This window comes from Acidovorax sp. 69 (assembly GCF_002797445.1).
Lineage (GTDB): Bacteria > Pseudomonadota > Gammaproteobacteria > Burkholderiales > Burkholderiaceae_C > Acidovorax.
Window position 1 is genome coordinate 4,169,803 of record NZ_PGEP01000001.1, and the last position, 18,598, is coordinate 4,188,400.

Consider the following 18,598-nt stretch of genomic DNA (forward strand, 5'->3'; position numbering starts at 1 on the left):
GCCCAAAAATCATGTAACGTGATTACAATTCCACGCAACAAAACGATCCAACCCATCACGGAGACACCATGAGTTTTGACCTCGTCCTGTTTGGCGGCACCGGCGACCTCGCCTGGCGCAAACTCATGCCCGCATTGTTTCAGGCCTTCAGGCATGGCACGCTGCCCGAGGGCGGACGCATTATTGCCGTGGCGCGGGACGATCTGAGCGACGAACAATACCGCAGCCTGATCCAGTCGCGTTTTGACAGCGTAGAGCTGGCCAAGCGCCCCACACCGGACGAGTTTGCACGCTTTGCGGCGCTGCTGCAGTACCTGCGCATGGACCTGTCCCAAACCCAGGACTATGAGCGCCTGGCCGAGGTCTTGAAGGCGCGCGGGGCGGATTCGGTGGTGATGTACGTGGCCACCGCGCCCAGCCTGTTTACCAATGTGTGCGAGCAGATCGCCGCCGTAGGACTGAACGGCCCCACCACCCGCGTGGTGCTGGAAAAGCCCCTGGGGCATGACCTGGCCTCCAACCAGGCCATCAACGACACGCTGCGCCGCGTGCTCAAGGAAGAGCAGGTCTTTCGCATCGACCACTACCTGGGCAAGCCGTCGGTACAGAACCTGTTTGCGCTGCGTTTTGGCAATGCGCTGTTCGAGCCCCTGTGGCGGCGCGAGACCATTGCCAACATCCAGATCACGATCGCCGAAGAACTGGGCGTGGAGTCGCGCGGGGCCTTTTACGACCAGACCGGCGCGATGCGCGACATGGTGCAAAACCACGCGCTGCAATTGCTGTGCGCGATTGGCATGGAGCCGCCCATCAATTCCAGCGCCAACGCCATCCGCGACGAAAAACTCAAGGTGCTGCAGTCGCTCAAACCCTGGACCATGGAGACCATTGGGCAGCATGTGATCCGTGGGCAGTATGCCGCGGGCAACCACCAGGGCCAGCCTGTGCCCGGCTACGCTCAGGAGAAAGGCGTGGCCGCCCACAGCGCGACAGAAACCTTTGTGGCGCTGCGCACCGAGATCAGCAACTGGCGCTGGGCGGGTGTGCCGTTTTACATCCGCACCGGCAAACGGCTGGCGGGACGCGACGCGCACATCGTCATCAACTTCCGCCCGGTGCCGCACCCCATCTTCAAGACGCCCGCAGGTGCCGCCAACCGCCTGGTCATCAACCTGCAGCCCAAGGACGGGCTGGAGCTGCACCTGATGGCCCAAGGCGCCGCGCAGCACCAGACCGAGCCCGCCTTGTCGCAAGTGCACCTGAACCTGGACTTTGACCAGCGTTTTGGCACCGAGCGCGTGGGCGCCTACGAGCGGCTGCTGCTCGATGTGATCGCCGGGCGCCTGAACCTGTTTGTGCGCAGCGATGAGCAGGAAGAAGCCTGGCGCTGGGTGGAGCCCATCCTGCAATACTGGAAGAACGATCCAGCCGGCCCCCGCCCCTACCCCGCAGGCAGCTGGGGCCCGCGTGCCGCCAGCGCGATGATTGCGCGCGACGGGTATTGCTGGAGCGAAGAGATGTGACACTGAAAAAGGCCCGACAGGGCCTTTTCTTTTTTGGGGGCGAAAGAAATCAGCGCGGCACGGACACGGGCCCCACCAGCTCGATCGGCAACCCGTCCGGGTCTGCAAAAAAAGTGAACAGCGCGCCGGTGAACGGATCCGTGCGCACGGGCTCCACCGCAATGCCGTGTGCTGCCAACGCGGCCAGGCCAGCCTCCATGTCGGCCACGCGCAGGGCCAGGTGGCGCAGGCCACAGGCCTCGGGGTACGAGGGGCGCGGCGGTGGATGGGGGAAAGAAAACAGCTCCACCTGCGTGCCATCGGGCAGTTGCAGGTCGAGCTTGTACGACTGCCGCTCGGCGCGGTAGTGCTCGTGCACCACCTGCAGGCCCAGCACCTCGGTGTAGAAGCGGCGCGAGCGCGCGTAGTCGCTCGCAATGATGGCCACGTGGTGCACGCCCACCAGCGGCAATGCAGGCCACGCGGCCTGCTCGCAGCTCATGTCCCCGACCCGGCGATATCGAGCGCACGCGAGGCGCCATACAGCGCGGGCGTGGCACCGGGATCGATGATCCAGCAGGGGATCGCCGCCAGATAGGACTGAAACCGCCCCTTGGATTCAAACCGCGCACGGAAGGGGGACTGGTCAAACCACGTGCCCAGGCGCGGCACCATGCCACCGCCCAGGTACACGCCGCCGCGCGCACCCAGCGTGAGCGCCAGGTTGCCCGCCACGCTGCCCAGAAAGCCGCAGAACAGCTCCAGCGCCTCCAGCGCCAGCGCATCGTTGGCCTGCAGCGCGAGTTCGGTCACCTGCGCGGCCGAGCTGACTTCCTTGCCGCCGCGCTGGGCCAGCCTGCGCAGCGCGTGGTACAGGTCCACCAGCCCGGCGCCACACACGGCGCGTTCGGCCGACACGTGCCCGTAGCGCTCTTGCAGGATGCCCAGCACATCGAATTCGCGCTGGGTCTGCGCGGCCAGCGTCACATGGCCGCCCTCGCCCGACAGCGGCACACCCAGGCTGGAGCCCGGTGGAAACACCAGGCCCGACACGCCCAGTCCGGTGCCTGGCCCCAGCAACGCAATCGCCGCGCCGGGCACCGCCTCGCCGCCGCCCGCGGGGCGCAGCTGGTCAGGGCCAAGTAGCGGCAGCGCCAACGCCAGTGCGGTGAAGTCGTTGATGACCACCAGCCGCGCAAAACCAAACGCCTCGCGCACGGCGCGCTGCGAAAAGCTCCAGCTGTGGTTCGTCATGCGGATGGCGTCGCCCGTGACCGGGTTGGCGATGCCAAACGCCGCCTCATGGGGGGTGGCAATGTTCACTTCGGCCAAATAGGCCGACAGGGCGGCATCCACCGTGGGGAACTGGGCACAGGGCAGCACACGGGTGTCGTGCAGGGGGCCGTCGGGCTGGTCTTGCCAGGCCAGGCGAATGTTGGTGCCGCCGATATCGGCCAGCAGGCGCAGGGGTGTCATGCGGTGTTTTTAAGCAAAAACAGCTGCTGGCGCTAGTAGAACATGCGCTAGCAGCTATTGTTTCAATAGCAAACAGAGGGCAAGCGCCCTGCGGCATTCACGCCGCGCGGGTCACGCCAACCGATTCTCGCTGCTCGCGTCAAACCAGTGGGCGTTCGCGGGCTCTACCGCCAGGCCCACGGCGTCGCCGGGCTGCACGCGGGTCTGGGCGTCGGTGCGCAGCGTGACGGTGCCTGCGGCAGTGTCCACCATCACATAGGTGTCGGGGCCAGTGGGTTCGACCACGCTGACCCTGCCGCGCCAGGGAGCGGTCTCCTGCATCACCAGATGTTCGGGGCGCACGCCCAGCAGCACCTCATTGGCAGTGGATGGGGGCACCAGATTCAACGCCGCGCCCTGAATGCCAAACTGCCCACCCGTGGCCGCACCGCGCAGCAGGTTCATGGTGGGTGAGCCGATGAACGTGGCCACATAGGTATTGGCCGGGCGGTTGTAGATCTCGTCGGGCGTGCCCAGCTGCTGCACCACGCCGCCCTTCATCACCGCAATGCGCGAGCCCAGTGTCATGGCCTCGACCTGGTCGTGCGTGACGTACACGCTCGTGATGCCGCTGGCCTGGTGCAGGCGCTTGATCTCGGCGCGCATCTCCACGCGCAGCTTGGCATCCAGGTTGGACAGTGGCTCGTCAAACAAAAAGAGCTGCGGCTGGCGCGCCAGGGCCCGGCCCATGGCCACGCGCTGGCGCTGGCCGCCCGACAGCTGGCTGGGGCGCCGGTCGAGAAGGTGGGTGATTTGCAGCATGGCGGCCACTTCGTCGATGCGCTGCTTGCGCTCGGGCTTGGGCATCTTGCGCATCTCCAGCGCAAAGCCGATGTTGTCGGCCACGCTGAGCGTGGGGTACAGCGCGTAGCTCTGGAACACCATCGCAATGTCGCGGTCGCGGGGGGGCATGCCCACCACGTTCTTGTCGGCAATGCGGATCTCGCCTTCGGTAGGCTCGTCCAGGCCCGCAATGATGTTGAGCAGGGTCGATTTGCCACAGCCCGAGGGGCCCACCAAGATGAGGAACTCGCCCGGTGCCACGTGGATGTCCACCTTGCGCAGCACCTCCACGCTTTTGTCGCCCTTGCCAAAACGCTTGTTGATGCCTGCGATGTCGAGTGATGACGCCATGATTGCTTAACCTCTTTAACCCTTGACTGCGCCAGCCGTGAGGCCGCGCACAAAAAACTTGCCTGCAAGAACGTAGATCACCATGGTCGGCAGGCCCGCGATGATGGCCGCGGCCATGTCGACGTTGTAGGCCTTCACGCTGCTGCTGGTGTTGGCCAGATTGTTCAGGCCCACCGTTACCGGCTTGGACTCGGTGCCCGAGAACACCACACCAAACAGGAAGTCGTTCCAGATGTTGGTGAACTGCCAGATCAGCGTGACCATGATGATGGGCGTGGACAGCGGCAGCACGATGCGCCAGAAGATCTGAAAGAAGCTCGCGCCATCCATGCGCGCTGCGTTCACCAGCTCCTTGGGGATGGCCGCGTAATAGTTGCGAAAGAACAGCGTGGTGCCCGCCAGGCCGGCCAGGCAATGCACCATCACCAGGCCGGTGATGGAGCTGGACAACCCCAGCCAGCCCAGCACCTGGCTCATGGGCAGCAGCACCACCTGGAAGGGCATGAACACGCCGAACAGCAGCATGCCGAACAGCGCATCGCTGCCGCGAAACTTCCACAGGCTGAGCACGTAGCCATTGAGCGCGCCCCACACGGTAGAGACCATCACGGCCGGCACGGCCATGGACACGGAGTTCCAGAAGAAGGGGCGCAGGCCGTTGCAATCCACACCCGTGCAGGCAGAAGACCACGCAGAGCCCCAGGCCGACCAGTTCAGCGCCGCAGGCAAGGCCAGCAACGACGTGCTGCGGATTTCGTCAGCGTCCTTGAAGGACGTGACCAGCATCGCGTACAGCGGCAACAAGAAAAAGGCGGTGGCCAGCGCCAGCACCGCGTAGACCAACAGGCGGCCTACGGAAGGGAGAAGAGAAGGCTTAGCGGTCATGGGGTTTGCTGCGCAATTCGCTGTACAGGTAGGGGATGACCAGGGCCGCCACGGTGGCCAGCATCATGGTGGCACTGGCGGCACCCAGGCCGATCTGGCCCCGCGAGAAGGACATGGTGTACATGAACGTGGCGGGCACATCGGTGGCAAAGCCGGGGCCTCCGGCCGTGAGCGCCATCACCAGGTCAAAGCTCTTGATGGCCAGGTGCGACAGCACCATGAGCGTGGAAAAGAACACGGGCCGCAGCGCGGGCAGCACGATACGCCAGTAAATGCGCGGCAGCGAGGCGCCATCGACCTGCGCCGCCTTGATGATGCTGTCGTCGATGCCGCGAAGGCCCGCCAGGAACAGCGCCATCGCAAAACCCGCGCTTTGCCAGATGCCCGCGATCACCACGCAGTAGATGGCCATCTCGGTGTCCACCAGCCAGCCGAATTCAAAGTTGGGAAAGCCCCAGTCGCGCACCATTTTTTCGATGCCAAGGCCCGGGTTGAGCAGCCACTTCCAGGCCGTGCCGGTAACCACGAACGACAGGGCCATGGGGTACAGGTAGATGGTGCGCAGCGCGCCTTCGGCACGGATCTTCTGGTCCAGCAACACCGCCAGCACCACGCCAATGGCGAGCGAGCCGCCCACGTAGCCCACGCCAAAAATGCCCAGGTTCTTGAGGGCGACCCACCAGCGGTCCATCTCCCAGAGTTTTTCGTACTGAGCAAGCCCGGCCCATTCGTAGTTGGGCAACATGCGCGACACGGTGAAGCTGAGCACACCGTTCCACACCATCAGGCCGTAGATGAAGGCAAAGCCCAGCACAAAAGCGGGTGCGACGACCAACTTGGGCAGCCAGGATTCGAAGGAGTTCTTGGTCGTCATTGCAAAAGAAATATCGGGTTCACACCATGTCGGCAATACAGAAACACAAGCGAAGGGAATGCCACGCATTCCGTCTTTACGGAAAAAAGGGGGGCACGCACGGAGTGCCCCCAAGAACAAAGTCACCTCTGACTAACTCGCTTTCTCACTCGCTCCCTCTCACCACCACACTTCATATTGCACACCCACCAGCGTGCGAGAAGTCTTGCCATTGGCGCCGAAGCTGCCTGCGTTGGCCACCGCCGCGGCCTGGTTCCAGTTGGCCTTGGTCACGTACAGACGCAGCTCGGGGCGCGACCAGAAGTCTTCCGACAGGGCCAGGGCGCCTGCCAGCGTGACCTTGCTCAGGCGCTGGTCAGGCCCGGAGCCTTTGCGGGTGGTGGTGGACACTTCAGCGAGGCCCTTGAAGTTCTTCGTGAAGGCGTACGAGCCACGGCCGCCCAGCGAGAAGTCCTTGGTCTCCACGCCGGTCAGGTCGGCTTTGTTGGTCTGGTAACCAATGAGTGCCTGGCCACCAAACGGGCCGCTTTGCCAGTTGATGGAGTCGGCAATGCGGGTGGCGCGCTTGCCCGCGCTCGTGCCCTCGATCGCCTCGAACTCGCCGTCGATACGGGCATGGCCGCGCGATGTCTGCAGGTACAGCGTGTTGCTGATACTGGGCAGCAGGAACTCTTTTTGCGTGTGCATCAAGGAGATGCCCGAGCCCGAGGCGCCGCCCACCTGGTTCTTGCCACCCACTGCCGTCAGCAGCACCCGCAGCTTGCCGCCGGGGTTGGTGTTGATCTCGGACAGGTCGGCATTGATACGGTGCGCCTTCACGTTGCTCGGCAGGCCACCATCGAACTTGTCGCCCGAGAACACCCCCACACCCAGCTTCATGCCACCCACAGGCACTTCCGTCACACCGGCGCCGATGTTGTCGCCGTAGTTCAGCAAAAAGTAATCAACAATGTGCACGTCCTGGATGCGCAGGCGGCGCTGGCCCACCCAGAACTTGGCTTCGGGCGAGAACGAGAAGCCGCTCATTTCCACAAAGGCCTGCTCGGTGCTGATGTCCCCACTGCCCCACTTGGCGGGCATGTAGTTGACCTTCCACTGGATGCCACCGGCTTCGAAGCCCTTGGCAAAGTTGACTTCGATGCCGTTGTCGCCTTCGTTGCCCAGGCGGTATTTCTGCAGCTCGCCGCCCAGCGCCAGGTTGCCCTTGACGCCGTCGGAGTGGTTGAACACCGGGCCACCCCGTGAGTAGCCGTTGAACTCAAAGCCTGCTACGTCCATAGCAAAGGCGCCATTCGCGCATGCGGCGGCCAAAGCCACCGCCGTGAGGCGGTTTCTTGTCTTCATGATGATTCCCTCAGTGGTGTTGGTTTATTCGGCTTACTTGGTCTTGGCGGCGGTCGCGATCTTTTTCACCGCATCGGCCACGCTGACCTTGTCGTCATTCCAGAACTGGCTGACAACGTCTTTGATGGCGCCTTCCGTGGCGGGCGCAATCGCCATGCCGTGGGCCACGCTGGGCAGCAGGCTGCCGCTTTTGGCGGTGTCGACAAAGTCCTTGGCGGATGCCTTGGCGCAATCGTCAAACTTGTCCATCGGCTGGCCGGCGCGCACGGGAATCGAGCCCTTGTTCAGGTTGAAGACCTCCTGGAACGCCGGACTCATGATGGCGCTGGCCAGGTCGCTCTGCGCCTTCTGGGCCGCTGCGTCCTTGAGCTTGAACAAAATGAACGAGTCGACGTTGAAGGTGTACGACGTGGTCGTGCCCGGTGCGGCTGCACACAGGAAGTCTTTGCCTGGCACCTTGTTCGCGGCCAGGAACTCACCCTTGGCCCAGTCACCCATCAGCTGAAAGCCTGCCTTGCCCTGGATCAGCATGGCCGTGGCCAGGTTCCAGTCGCGGCCCGGGGCGCCAGGATCGGTGTACGACTTGATGCGGCGGAAGGTCTCCAGCGACTTCTTCATGGTGTCGCTGTTGATGGCCTTGTCGTCGAGCTTGACCAGGGCGTCCTGGTAGAACTTGCGGCCACCCACGCCGAGCACCACCGATTCGAAGGTGGTGAAGTCCTGCCAGTTCTGGCCGCCATGGGCCACGGGCACCAGACCTGCGGCCTTGAGCTTGTCGGCGGCGGCAAAGAACTCGTCCCAGGTCTTGGGCATGGCGGTCACGCCGGCCTTCTTCAGGGCTTCGGAGCTGCCCCACATCCAGTTGACGCGGTGCACATTGACCGGAGCAGCCACGTAGGCGCCCTTGTACTTCATGACATCGGCAACGACCTTGGGAAGCAGGTCGTCCCACTTCTCGGCCTTGGCCAGGGTGTCCATGTTCGCCAGCACGCCTTCGGATGCCCATTCCTGGATGGCGGGGCCCTTGGTCTGCGCGGCCGATGGCGGGTTGCCCGAGATCACACGGCTCTTGAGCACGGTCATGGCACTGTCGCCACCACCGCCGGCCACCGCAAAGTCGCGCCAGGTGTGGCCCTTGCCCTGCATGATCTTCTTGAGTTCAGCCACCGACTTGGCTTCGCCGCCCGAAGTCCAGTAGTGCAGGACCTCGACCTCCCCGGCGCTGGCCGACATCGCTGCCACCATTCCCACCGCCAATGCGGCGATCTTTGTCATCTTCCACATACCCTTGTCTCCTCGACGTTGTTTTAAGAATCCGTTGCTGCGCCGTGATACCGGTGCCGTTCAGCGCAGTTGGTACTTTAATTACAATAATTAATGAACATATCAGGGCTTTCCCGGGTGTGGGTTACACACCAAAGCGATGCGCCTGTTATCGAATTACCAGCCGCTTGGGCATGCCACCGGTTGGGCGGCACCGCGCAAGGTGCTTTGTTATGCTCAATCCATGGCCACGATATTGATTGTTGAAGATGATGCGCTGCTTCTGGACGCATTGACGGGGCAGTTGCAGCAGCTGGAATTCAGCGTCTGTACGGCCTCCAGCGTGGCCGAGGCCACGGCCCTGCTGCAGACGCAGGCGGTGGACGGCATCATCCTGGACCTGGGCCTTCCCGGCGCCGATGGCATGGAGCTTCTGACCTGGGCACGCACCCACATTGCCGGACTTCCGGTGCTGATTCTCACCGCACGCGACGGGGTCGAGGACCGCATTCATGGCCTCAACGCCGGAGCCGATGACTACATCACCAAGCCCTTCAACATGCAAGAGTTGCAGGCCCGCCTGCAGGCGATGCTGCGCCGCGCACGGCAGCCCGCCTTTACGCAGGCCAGCAGTGCCACGGGGAGTGCCAGCAGCACCATCGGCCCCCTGGTGCTGGACCACGCCAGCCATTCGGCCGCCCTCAATGGCGACCTGCTGGAACTGACGCAGCGTGAATGGGAGCTGCTGGAGTTGCTGGTGCACCGCTGCGGCGAAGTCGTCACACGCGATGACGTGCTGGCGGCCTGGCGCGCCAGCCCCCCGAGCCCGGGCAGACGGCTGCGGCCTTGAACTCCAATGCGCTGGAGGTGTATGTGCACCGCCTGCGTAAAAAGCTGGACGTGTCGAACCTGGTCATCCGCAACATCCGGGGGCTGGGCTACATGCTGGCCAAACCAGCGGAATAGCCCCATACAGCGTCTGCGCCTGACACCCCCATTCACCATGGCCACGATGCGCCCGATTCCCGGTGTCTCCCTGCAACGCAAGCTGCTGCTGTGGCTGTTGCTGCCACAACTGGTGCTGTGGCTTTCCGGCGGCTTCCTGGCCTGGCGCATTGCGTTGCAGAACGGCGAAAAAGGCATCGACCAGACACTGACCCAATCGGTGCGCGCGCTGGCCCGGCAGATCAAGCCGATTGGCGACGGGCTGCTGGTGGACTTCCCCAAGGCCGCGCAGGACATCCTGGAGCAGGACCCGGCGGACCGTATCACCTACATGGTGTCGTCGCCGCCTGGTCGTTTCTTGCTGGGCAACGCCCAACTACCGCCGCCGCCGCCCATCGATGTGGCCGTGGGCGAGGCGTTTTTGTACCAGGCGCGGGTGGACGACAAACCCGTGCGGGTCGCCCTGCTGGACGTGGACTACGGCACCGCCCAGACTCGCCAGCGCTTGCGTGTGCAAGTGGCCCAGAGCCTCACGGTGCGCGAGCGCATTGCGCAGGAACTGCTGGCGCAGATGCTGATTCCCATGGGCCTCATGGGGCTGGCGCTGAGTGCGCTGGTGTATGCGGGCGTGCTGCGCGGGCTGCAGCCGCTCAAGCGCCTGGAGGCGCAGATCGAACAGGCCGGCGCCCGCCCCCACGGCGCCAATAACCCACTGCCCCCGATCGAGCTGACCTCCGCCCCCCAAGAGGTGCATTCGCTGGCCAGCACCATCAACCGCCTTCTTGATGCCGTGGCCCGGGGCCAACAAAAGGAAAAACGCTTTCTGAACGACGCCGCGCACCAGTTGCGCACGCCCCTCGCGGGCCTGATCGGACAGACTGAGCTGGCCCTGCACGAAAGCCACGAACCCGCCGTGCAGGCGCGCCTGCACAAGGTGCTGTCGGCCGCGCAGCGCAGCGCCCACCTGGTGCACCAGCTGCTGCAACTGGCGCGTTCGGAGTCCACCGTCGACCTGCAGACCATTGACCTGGCTGCCCTGGCCCGCGAAGTGGCGCGCGAATGGGCAGCACGCGCCCTGGCGCAGGGCATGGACCTGGGGTACGAAGGTGATGAACAGCTCACGGTACAAGGACAACCGCTGCTGCTGCGCGAGGCCCTTAACAACCTGATCGACAACGCGCTGCACTATGCGGGCTCCGGCGCCACCGTTACGGTGCGGGTGACCACAGCACCCAGCCACAAGGCCATGCTGGTGGTAGAAGACGATGGCCCCGGCGTGCCACCCGAGCACCTCACCGATCTGTTTGCGCGCTTCTGGCGCGGATCCGACAAGGCCGGAGGTTGCGGTCTGGGCTTGTCCATCGTCAAGGGCATTGCACAACGGCACGGTGGTGACACCCTCGCCGAGCCCTTGGTGCCCCACGGCCTGCGCGTGGGACTGCAGATACCGCTGCCATAAAAAAAGCGCTCCCGGGCGCTTTTTTGGTGGCAATGCCGAGGCCCACCGGGTCTGCGGCGGGGCGGCTCAGGCCGCAAGGATCAGTTTTTCCAGCTTCACCGCATCGACGGCAAAGGCGCGAATGCCTTCAGCCAGCTTCTCCGTGGCCATGGCATCTTCATTGAGTGCGTAGCGGAATCCGGCCTCGTCGTAATTGACGGCCGGCAGGTCCAGCTGGCGCGCAGCCTCGGCGTTGAGTGCAGGCTGCAGTGGAGCATTGCTCGCAGCCAGCTGGGCCAGCAGCTCGGGCGCAATGGTCAGCAGGTCACAGCCCGCCAGGGCCGTGATCTGGCCCACATTGCGAAAGCTCGCACCCATCACCTCGGTGGCAACACCGAAACGCTTGTAGTGGTTGAAGATCTGCGTGACCGACAAGACGCCCGGGTCATTGGCGCCGCTGCGGGCGGCCTCGTCCCACTGGGCACCCGCCTGCTTCTTGTACCAATCGTAAATGCGACCCACAAACGGGGAGATGAGCTGCACCTTGGCATCACCGCAGGCCACGGCCTGCGCGAACGAGAACAGCAGCGTGAGGTTGGTGTGGATGCCCTTGCGCTCCAGCTTTTCGGCGGCCTTGATGCCCTCCCAGGTGGCAGCGATCTTGATGAGCACGCGGTCGATGTGAATGCCTTCGGCCTGATACAACTCAATGATGCGCTCCGCGCGGGTGACGGTCGCACTGGTGTCGAAGCTCAGGCGGGCATCCACTTCGGTGGAGACGCGGCCCGGGATGGTGGCCAGGATCTCGCGACCGAAACGCACCAGCAGGCGGTCAATGATCTCGTCCATCGGACGGCCCTTGAATTGCGCAACCGTGTCATGCATCAGCGGTGCGTACTCGGGCTTTTGCACGGCCTTCAAGATCAACGAAGGGTTGGTGGTGGCATCTTGGGGCTGGAACTGCGCCAGTTGTTTGAAGTCGCCAGTGTCGGCAACCACGGTGGTGAACTGTTTGAGGGCGTCGAGTTGGTTCATGCCGCCATTATTCCGCATCGGCCTGCGCCCCATCGGTACTACCAACCACCGATACGCCATGCACCCCCAGGCCCAGCAGCACATCGTCACCCACCGCCAGCACATCGTCGAGGTCGGAGGACACCACAAAAATGCGGCCCAGCGCTGTGTCAAAGGTGTATTCGTGCACCGCGCCCAGATAGGCCGACTTGGCCAGCCGAGCGGGCACAAGCCCTTCGCCACGGCGTGCAATGCGCCAGGCCTCGGGCCGCACCGCGACCTTGACCGGGCCACTGCGGACCACCGCGCGCGGTCGCAGCACCAGCGGCCCCAGCAAGACCGAGCCATCGGCTTGCGCGGTCGCAGGGAACAACATGGCCTCGCCCATGAAGCCGGCCACAAACTCGCTGCGCGGGGTTTCGTACAACTCGCGTGGCGTGCCTTTTTGCGCGATGAGCCCCTGATTCATCACAATGATCTGGTCGCTCACGGCCATCGCCTCGGCCTGGTCGTGCGTGACATAAGCCACCGTGAGCGACAGGCGCTGCTGCAGCGCCCGAATCTCCTCGCGCATCTCTCGGCGCAGGCGCGCGTCCAGGTTGGACAAAGGCTCGTCAAACAGCAGCACCTCGGGCTCCAGCACCAAAGCGCGGGCCAATGCCACCCGCTGCTGCTGGCCGCCCGACAGCTCGCTGGGCAGGCGGTCGTCAAAGCCCACCAGACCCACGCCGCGCAAGGCCTCTACTGCCTTGGTGCGCGCCACGTCCTTGGGCTGGCCCGACATGCGCAGGCCGTACATCACGTTTTCGGCCACGTTCATGTGCGGGAACAGCGCGTAGCTCTGGAACATCATGCTCACATTGCGCTGCGCGGGGCCGAGCGTGGTCACATCCTTGCCACCGATGAATATCTCGCCCGCTGTGGGCGATTCGAGCCCCGCGATCATGCGCAGCGTGGTGGTTTTGCCGCAGCCCGATGGCCCCAGGATGGTGGTCAACGTGCCGCGCGGCACCTCAAAGCTGATGCCCTTGACGGCCAAGGCCGCGTTGCTATCGGCGCCGTAGCGCTTGGTGATGTTGCGGAACACAATGCCCGCGCCGCTGTGGTTCATGGCGTGTCGTTTCTGGAAAAAATTGATCAGTCAGTGCGTGCCAGCCGGGGCCGCCCGTGCCCCGCTGCGACGACCCAGCTTGCGCTCACCCACCAGCCACTGGATGAGGCCGATGGAGACGGACATCAGGACGATGAGCACCGTGCAATACGCCAGCGCCACGCCATAGTCCCCATTGCCCACGCGGCCAATGATGTAGGTGGTGGCCAGCTCGTTCTCGGCAGTGACCAAAAAGATCACTGCGCTCACCGTGGTGATGGCACGCACAAAGCTGTAGACCAGTGCCGCCACCAGCGCAGGCTTGAGCAGCGGCAGCACCACATGGCGCAGCGTCTGCACACTGCCTGCGCGCAGCATGACGGACGCCTCGTCGAGTGATCGGTCCAGCTGCTTGAACGCCGCCGTGCCCGCCCGCACGCCCACCGGCAAATTGCGGAACATGAAGCACAGCACGATGATGAGGGCGGTGCCCGTCAGCTCGAACGGTGGCACGTTGAAGGCCAGGATGTAGCTCACACCCAGCACCGTGCCGGGGATGGCAAACGCCAGCAATGCCGCAAATTCAAACGCGCCCTGCCCCCGGAATTCGGTGCGCGCCAGCAGCCACGCAATGCCGATGCCCAGCGTGGCCGTGAGCGGCGCCGAGATGGCCGCGAGCTTGATGGTGGTAAAAAATGAGTTCCATGCCGTGCCCGCCCACACCGCGCCAAACTCGCCCCACTCCACGTTGAAAGCGGTGCGAAAGTGCACCAGCGTGATGGTGTAATCGCGCCCCCAGGTCTGCACCAAACCACCCGCCAACGCAAACAGATAGACGATGAGCGTGAACGCCATCCAGGGCAGCGCGATGGAATGCACCACGCGGCGCACACCCGCAGGCAGCGGCATGGCAATGCCCGAGTCACCCTTGCCCGACACAGTGGTGAAGTTCTGCTTGCCCAGCAAACCCCGCTGGATGGCAAACACCGTGAGTGCAAAGAACGTCAGAATCCACGCCAGCGACGCGGCGCGCCCCTGGTCGTACTGCGCACCCACGATGGCGAAGAAGATTTCGGTCGAGAGCACCGAGAATTGCCCGCCCACCACGATGGGATTGCCAAAGTCGGCCATGCTCTCGATGAAACCCACCAAAAATGCATTGGCAAGCCCCGGCTTGAGCAGCGGCAGTGTGACCGTCATGAAGGTCTGGTGCGGGCTGGCGCGCAGCGTCTGGGCCGCCTCTTCGAGGCTGGGCGCCACGCCCTGCACCACACCACGCATGATCATGAAGGCGATGGGTGTGAACGCAAAGGTCTGCGCCACCCATACGCCCAGCCAGCCGTAGAACCAGCGCGTGGGCGTGATGCCAAACGCATATTCGAGAAACTGGTTGAACACGCCAGCGCGGCCAAACAGCAAAATGAGCCCCAGGCCCACCACAAAGGGCGGCGTGATGATGGGCAGCAGCGCAACGATGTTGAGCGGCCTGGCATACCGGCGCGATGCGCGTTCGGCCATCAAGGCCATGAAGGTGCCCAGGAGCGTGGTGCTGGTGGCCGTCATCAGCCCCAGAAACAGCGTGTTCCACGCCACGCCGCAGCGCTGTCCTCCGCTCAGGCACGCCAGGCCAAAGTTGCGCTCGTGGGCGATTCGCTCCCACACCACAGTCACCGAGAAGGGGCCGTCTTCCAGGAAAAAAGCGGCCGACAGCGCCTTGAGCACCGGAAACACGATGAACAACGCCAGCAGGCTGCCGCAGCCCAGCACGGCCGCCGCCACAAACAGATCGCCCTTGAAGAAGCCCCGGCGTGCCACACCAAATGCCAGCAGCACCAACAGCGCCGAGAGCACCACAAACCCGCCCCAGCCCATGCCCGGCTGGCGCGTGCCCAGTTCGCCCAGGCTTTGTGTCATCCATTCAAATGCCCAGCCGCGCGCGCCAATCGCAAAGCCGCTGAGCAGCAAGGCTGCCAGCCCCAGCGCGCCCCCTGCCACCAGAACAGCGCCCTGCCTGCGACCTGCAGGCAGGCCCGCACCCACACCCGCCACGGCCAGACCCATCAAACCCAGCCACAACCAGGGTCGGCCGAACTGCGCCGCCTGCAGCACGCCATTGGCAGCCGGTGCATCGCCCCACACCTGCCCCACGGCCAGCAGGCCATTGGTGTCCTGCTGTGCATACCAGGGCACCAGCAGATAGCCCAACACTCCGATCAGCAGCCAGACCCACAGGGGCCGGTTGGCGGCACCCACCCTCCAAGGTGCGGGCCCCTTCGCCAAAGACGCCGCCGCCATCAGCGCGACGCGTTCTGTACGTCTTTCTCCCAGCGCGCGATCAGGCGGCGGCGCTCGGCGCTGGCACCGTATTTGGCGTAGTCGTAGTTGATGAGCTTCATCTTGGCCGGATCGGTCATGCGTGGGTCCTTGGGCACCTGGGTGTTGCTCGGCAGTTGGAACTGCTTGGCCGCCAGGCCAAACTGCTGGCCGCCGGGCGTGAGCGCCCATTCATAGAACTTCTTGGCGACCTCGGTGTTGGGGCCGTTCTTGACGATACTCATCGAGCCCACCTCGGCGCCAGTGCCCTCTGAAGGCGTGACGGACCCGACCGGGAAGCCGTTGACGGCCTCGGTGGTCACATCGTGCACGAAGCTGACGGACACGGTGGTTTCACCCCGCGCTGCGGCCTTGACCGGTGCGGTGCCTGAGCGCGTGTAGGTGCTCACATTGGGGTGCAGCGCCTTGAGGTACTCAAACGCCTTTTCCTCGCCCATGATCTGCACCAGCGTGGCGATCATGGTGTAGGCCGTGCCGCTGGAGGCCGGGTTGGCCATCTGCACCTCGCCCTTGAACTCGGGCTTGAGCAGGTCGGCCCACGACTGCGGCGGGTTGAGCTTGCGCTTGGCCAGCAGCTCCTTGTTGTAGCCAAAGCCCAGCGGGCCCAGGTACACGCCCACGGTGCGGTATTTCGAATCGGCTGCCTGCTTCTGCGCCCAGGGGTAGAGCTGAGCGAGCTGGGGCGACTTGTATTCCAGCGTCAGTCCTTGCTCGGCCGCCTGCAAGTGCGGGTCGCCCGTGCCACCGAACCAGATGTCGGTCTTGGGATTCGCCTTCTCGGCATTGAGCTGTGCCAGCGCTTCGCCCGAGCCCTTGGCGGTCATGTTGACCTTGGTGCCAGTGGTCTTGGCGTACACGGTGGACATGAGATTGCACCACTCGGCCTGGACCGAGCAGATGATGTTGACCTGACCCTGCGCCAGGGCGCTGGAGGCCAGCAATGCCAGGGCGGCGGCCGCCAGGGTGTTCTTGGTGAGCTTGCGCATCAGAATGCTTCCGTTGGAATGTGACAGTGAGGTTACAGGCCATCCTAGACCCGGCCCACGGCTGCGGCCATCGGGATAACACGCACGGCGTGGGTGCTCTCGCGGTAACTCATGCACCGCTCACCATGAAACGCAGTTACCATTTCTCGCTTGCCCCCGCAAACGCCAGCACCCGCCCAGATCGATTGCCCAGGAACCACGCCCCACCATGCTCGACCGCATCACCGCCTCGCTCTCATCCCTGGCCCCCGCCGAACAGCGCGTGGCCAAGCTGGTGCTGGCCGACCCCCGCGCCTTTGCCCGGCTGCCCGTGCGCGAACTGGCCGAGCGCGCGCACGTGAGCAAGCCCACCGTGGTGCGTTTTTGCCGCAGCATCGGTTACGACGGCTTGGCAGATTTCAAGCTCAAGCTCGCGGGCAGTGTGAGCGAGGGCGTGCCCTTTATCCACCGCAGCGTTGATGCCGATGACAAGACCGGCGATGTGCTGGTGAAGGTGGTGGACAACGCCGTGGCGGCATTCCTCCAATACCGCAATGCCGCCAGCACTGCGGCCATCGAACGCGCGGCCGATGCCATTGCCGCCACCTGGAAGACGGGCAAACGCATCGAGTTCTACGGTGTAGGCAACTCGGGCATCGTGGCGCAAGACGCGCAGCACAAGTTCTTTCGGCTGGGTGTCACATCCATTGCGACCAGCGACGGCCACATGCAGGTGATGAGCGCCACCTTGCTGGGGCCGGGCGACTGCGCAGTGATCATCTCCAACTCGGGCCGCACCCGCGATCTGATGGATGCCGCCGACATCGCCCGCCGCAACGGTGCCACCACCATTGTCATCACGGCCAGTGGCTCGCCCTTGGCCAGCACTTGCCAGATCCACCTGGCCGCCGACCATCCCGAAGGGTATGACCGCTACAGCCCGATGGTGTCACGCCTCATGCACCTGCTCATCATCGACGTGCTGGCGACCTGCGTGGCGCTGCGCATTGGCAGCTCGCTGCAGCCGATCCTGCAGCAAATGAAAGAAAACCTGCGGGCCAAGCGCTACGCATAGGCGCGCCAGGAGGGCGGCCCGGCTGCGCGGGAGCCGTCCAGGGGCCGGGCCTCCATCAGCTCGCCCAAAATCGCTGGCAAGACCGGCCACGTTCTTCGTCCCCCCAAGCCGTTCACGCTGCGCCGGTCGGAGCGCGGCGTAAGGCTTTGACAGGCCCCGCCCGAACGGATGGGGCGGACCGAAGGGACGGAGGAGAGTGGCGGTGCTACCGCCCTCCGCATCTGTCAGTCCAGCGTCACGCCCGCGTTCTTGATCACCTTGCCCCATTTCACCGTCTCTGCCTCGATGAAGGCATCGCAGGCCTCGGGCGTCGTGCCTTCTGGGAAGGTGCCCATGGCATCGAGCTTGGCCTTCGTTTCTTCGCTCTGGATGATGGCGTTCACCGCGTCGGACATGCGCTTGACGATGTCACGCGGTGTACCGGCCGGAGCAATCATGCTGGCCCAGGTGCTGCCCACCAGGCCGGGGATGCCCTGCTCGATGAAGGTGGGCACATCGGGCACGGCGGGCAGGCGCTTTTCGCCCGAAACACCGATCAGGCGCACGCGGCCTGACTTGCCGGCCTGGATCAGCCCCGTGGGTGCATCCAAGAACAGCTGGATCTGGCCCCCCAGCAGGTCGGTGAAGGCTGGCGCTGCGCCCCGGTAGGGGATGTGCACCATGTAGGTCTGGGTGAGCGCCTTCATCAGTTCGCTGGTCAGGTGCGCGGCCGAGCCCGTGCCCGACGAACCAAAGCTGACCTTGCCGGGATTGGCCTTGGCGTAAGCCACCAGTTCCTTGGTGTTCTTGAACGGCGCGTTGTTGGGCACCGCCGCCAGCAGGGGCGACACGCCCATGAGCGACACCCCCACCAGGTCCTTGCGCGGGTCGTAGGGCAGCTTGGGGTACAGGCTGGTGTTGGCCGCATAGGCGGCAATCACCACGCCAAACGTGTGCCCGTCGGGCGCGGCCTTGGCCACGGCATCCACGCCAATGATGCTGTTGGCGCCCGCCCGGTTCTCGATCACGATGGCTTGGCCCAGCGCCTTTTGCAGGCCCACCTGCACGAGGCGTGCCATCTGGTCGGTGAAGCCGCCGGCCGTGTAGGGCACGATGATGCGGATCGGCTTGCTCGGCCAGGCCGTTTGCGCCATGGCGGGCAGGGCCACGCTGGCCAGGGCAGCGGCGCCCGCATGGACGAGGGTGCGACGGGAAAGGGGTGCGCTCATGGTTTTGTCTCC

17 protein-coding genes are annotated in these 18,598 nt (G+C 64.5%); 5 read left to right on the forward strand and 12 right to left on the reverse strand.

The window, feature by feature from the left end; translation table 11 throughout:
- The first annotated feature begins 68 nt into the window (after positions 1-68).
- Positions 69-1,523 carry a glucose-6-phosphate dehydrogenase gene (gene zwf / locus CLU85_RS19170; protein ID WP_100411662.1) on the forward strand — a complete coding sequence of 485 codons (1,455 nt, stop codon included), beginning with the start codon at positions 69-71 and terminating at the stop codon, positions 1,521-1,523.
- 49 nt (positions 1,524-1,572) lie between these two features.
- Here zwf and CLU85_RS19175 read toward each other — a convergent pair whose 3' ends face one another.
- The 7 genes from CLU85_RS19175 to CLU85_RS19205 all read right to left on the reverse strand — a co-directional run bounded on the left by CLU85_RS19175 (position 1,573) and on the right by CLU85_RS19205 (position 8,538).
- Positions 1,573-2,004, reverse strand: a complete 432-nt coding sequence (locus tag CLU85_RS19175) for a VOC family protein (RefSeq protein WP_100411663.1) — start codon at positions 2,002-2,004, stop codon at positions 1,573-1,575.
- Positions 2,001-2,978, reverse strand: coding sequence for a glucokinase (gene glk / locus CLU85_RS19180; RefSeq protein WP_100411664.1), 978 nt, complete (start codon positions 2,976-2,978; stop codon positions 2,001-2,003). The genes CLU85_RS19175 and glk overlap by 4 nt, the downstream gene beginning before the upstream one ends.
- A 111-nt stretch (positions 2,979-3,089) precedes the next feature.
- A complete protein-coding gene (locus CLU85_RS19185) occupies positions 3,090-4,151 on the reverse strand; it encodes an ABC transporter ATP-binding protein (protein ID WP_100411665.1) in 1,062 nt (353 codons plus the stop codon).
- Positions 4,152-4,166: 15 nt separating this feature from the next.
- Positions 4,167-5,036, reverse strand: coding sequence for a carbohydrate ABC transporter permease (locus CLU85_RS19190; protein ID WP_100411666.1), 870 nt, complete (start codon positions 5,034-5,036; stop codon positions 4,167-4,169).
- Positions 5,026-5,910, reverse strand: a complete 885-nt coding sequence (locus CLU85_RS19195; protein WP_100411667.1) for a carbohydrate ABC transporter permease — start codon at positions 5,908-5,910, stop codon at positions 5,026-5,028. The genes CLU85_RS19190 and CLU85_RS19195 overlap by 11 nt, the downstream gene beginning before the upstream one ends.
- A 159-nt stretch (positions 5,911-6,069) precedes the next feature.
- Positions 6,070-7,188: a carbohydrate porin gene (locus CLU85_RS19200; RefSeq protein WP_100411668.1), complete on the reverse strand. Its 1,119-nt coding sequence runs from the start codon at positions 7,186-7,188 to the stop codon at positions 6,070-6,072.
- Positions 7,189-7,287: 99 nt separating this feature from the next.
- The gene (locus CLU85_RS19205) at positions 7,288-8,538 is read right to left on the reverse strand and encodes an ABC transporter substrate-binding protein (protein WP_100411669.1); all 1,251 of its coding nucleotides are present in this window, start codon (positions 8,536-8,538) and stop codon (positions 7,288-7,290) included.
- Positions 8,539-8,761: 223 nt separating this feature from the next.
- On the opposite strand from CLU85_RS19205, the gene CLU85_RS19210 reads away from it, so the two are divergent.
- From CLU85_RS19210 to CLU85_RS19215, 3 genes are read left to right on the forward strand one after another with little or no spacing between them, the layout of a single operon-like run.
- Positions 8,762-9,367 carry a response regulator transcription factor gene (locus CLU85_RS19210; RefSeq protein WP_232727868.1) on the forward strand — a complete coding sequence of 202 codons (606 nt, stop codon included), beginning with the start codon at positions 8,762-8,764 and terminating at the stop codon, positions 9,365-9,367.
- Complete coding sequence (locus tag CLU85_RS23460; protein ID WP_232727869.1) at positions 9,364-9,483, forward strand: helix-turn-helix domain-containing protein; 120 nt, start codon at positions 9,364-9,366, stop codon at positions 9,481-9,483. The genes CLU85_RS19210 and CLU85_RS23460 overlap by 4 nt, the downstream gene beginning before the upstream one ends.
- Before the next feature lie 46 nt (positions 9,484-9,529).
- Entirely contained in the window at positions 9,530-10,921 is a 1,392-nt protein-coding gene (locus CLU85_RS19215) for a sensor histidine kinase (protein WP_100412650.1), read from the forward strand.
- Positions 10,922-10,987: 66 nt separating this feature from the next.
- On the opposite strand, the gene tal is transcribed toward CLU85_RS19215, so the two are convergent.
- The 4 genes from tal to CLU85_RS19235 are packed head-to-tail and all read right to left on the reverse strand — an operon-like array spanning position 10,988 to position 16,324.
- The gene (tal, locus tag CLU85_RS19220) at positions 10,988-11,935 is read right to left on the reverse strand and encodes a transaldolase (RefSeq protein ID WP_100411670.1); all 948 of its coding nucleotides are present in this window, start codon (positions 11,933-11,935) and stop codon (positions 10,988-10,990) included.
- A 7-nt stretch (positions 11,936-11,942) separates the two neighbouring features.
- Positions 11,943-13,025, reverse strand: a complete 1,083-nt coding sequence (locus CLU85_RS19225) for an ABC transporter ATP-binding protein (protein WP_100411671.1) — start codon at positions 13,023-13,025, stop codon at positions 11,943-11,945.
- A gap of 30 nt (positions 13,026-13,055) precedes the next feature.
- Entirely contained in the window at positions 13,056-15,299 is a 2,244-nt protein-coding gene (locus tag CLU85_RS19230; protein WP_100411672.1) for an iron ABC transporter permease, read from the reverse strand.
- The gene (locus CLU85_RS19235) at positions 15,299-16,324 is read right to left on the reverse strand and encodes an ABC transporter substrate-binding protein (RefSeq protein WP_100411673.1); all 1,026 of its coding nucleotides are present in this window, start codon (positions 16,322-16,324) and stop codon (positions 15,299-15,301) included. The genes CLU85_RS19230 and CLU85_RS19235 overlap by 1 nt, the downstream gene beginning before the upstream one ends.
- A 208-nt stretch (positions 16,325-16,532) precedes the next feature.
- Between CLU85_RS19235 and CLU85_RS19240 the strand changes: the two genes are divergently transcribed.
- Positions 16,533-17,378: a MurR/RpiR family transcriptional regulator gene (locus tag CLU85_RS19240; protein WP_100411674.1), complete on the forward strand. Its 846-nt coding sequence runs from the start codon at positions 16,533-16,535 to the stop codon at positions 17,376-17,378.
- 224 nt (positions 17,379-17,602) lie between these two features.
- On the opposite strand, the gene CLU85_RS19245 is transcribed toward CLU85_RS19240, so the two are convergent.
- Entirely contained in the window at positions 17,603-18,586 is a 984-nt protein-coding gene (locus CLU85_RS19245; RefSeq protein ID WP_100411675.1) for a tripartite tricarboxylate transporter substrate binding protein, read from the reverse strand.
- Positions 18,587-18,598 lie beyond the last annotated feature (12 nt).

Coding starts and splice junctions, on each gene's coding strand:
- CLU85_RS19230 (WP_100411672.1), bottom strand. CDS start 15,299: ATGGCGGCGGCGTCTTTGGCGAAGGGGCCCGCACCTTGGAGGGTGGGT.
- CLU85_RS19190 (WP_100411666.1), bottom strand. CDS start 5,036: ATGACCGCTAAGCCTTCTCTTCTCCCTTCCGTAGGCCGCCTGTTGGTC.
- CLU85_RS19200 (WP_100411668.1), bottom strand. CDS start 7,188: ATGGACGTAGCAGGCTTTGAGTTCAACGGCTACTCACGGGGTGGCCCG.
- CLU85_RS19210 (WP_232727868.1), top strand. CDS start 8,762: ATGGCCACGATATTGATTGTTGAAGATGATGCGCTGCTTCTGGACGCA.
- CLU85_RS19225 (WP_100411671.1), bottom strand. CDS start 13,025: ATGAACCACAGCGGCGCGGGCATTGTGTTCCGCAACATCACCAAGCGC.
- zwf (WP_100411662.1), top strand. CDS start 69: ATGAGTTTTGACCTCGTCCTGTTTGGCGGCACCGGCGACCTCGCCTGG.
- CLU85_RS19175 (WP_100411663.1), bottom strand. CDS start 2,004: ATGAGCTGCGAGCAGGCCGCGTGGCCTGCATTGCCGCTGGTGGGCGTG.
- CLU85_RS19205 (WP_100411669.1), bottom strand. CDS start 8,538: ATGTGGAAGATGACAAAGATCGCCGCATTGGCGGTGGGAATGGTGGCA.
- glk (WP_100411664.1), bottom strand. CDS start 2,978: ATGACACCCCTGCGCCTGCTGGCCGATATCGGCGGCACCAACATTCGC.
- CLU85_RS19235 (WP_100411673.1), bottom strand. CDS start 16,324: ATGCGCAAGCTCACCAAGAACACCCTGGCGGCCGCCGCCCTGGCATTG.
- CLU85_RS19185 (WP_100411665.1), bottom strand. CDS start 4,151: ATGGCGTCATCACTCGACATCGCAGGCATCAACAAGCGTTTTGGCAAG.
- CLU85_RS19215 (WP_100412650.1), top strand. CDS start 9,530: ATGCGCCCGATTCCCGGTGTCTCCCTGCAACGCAAGCTGCTGCTGTGG.
- CLU85_RS19245 (WP_100411675.1), bottom strand. CDS start 18,586: ATGAGCGCACCCCTTTCCCGTCGCACCCTCGTCCATGCGGGCGCCGCT.
- tal (WP_100411670.1), bottom strand. CDS start 11,935: ATGAACCAACTCGACGCCCTCAAACAGTTCACCACCGTGGTTGCCGAC.
- CLU85_RS19195 (WP_100411667.1), bottom strand. CDS start 5,910: ATGACGACCAAGAACTCCTTCGAATCCTGGCTGCCCAAGTTGGTCGTC.
- CLU85_RS19240 (WP_100411674.1), top strand. CDS start 16,533: ATGCTCGACCGCATCACCGCCTCGCTCTCATCCCTGGCCCCCGCCGAA.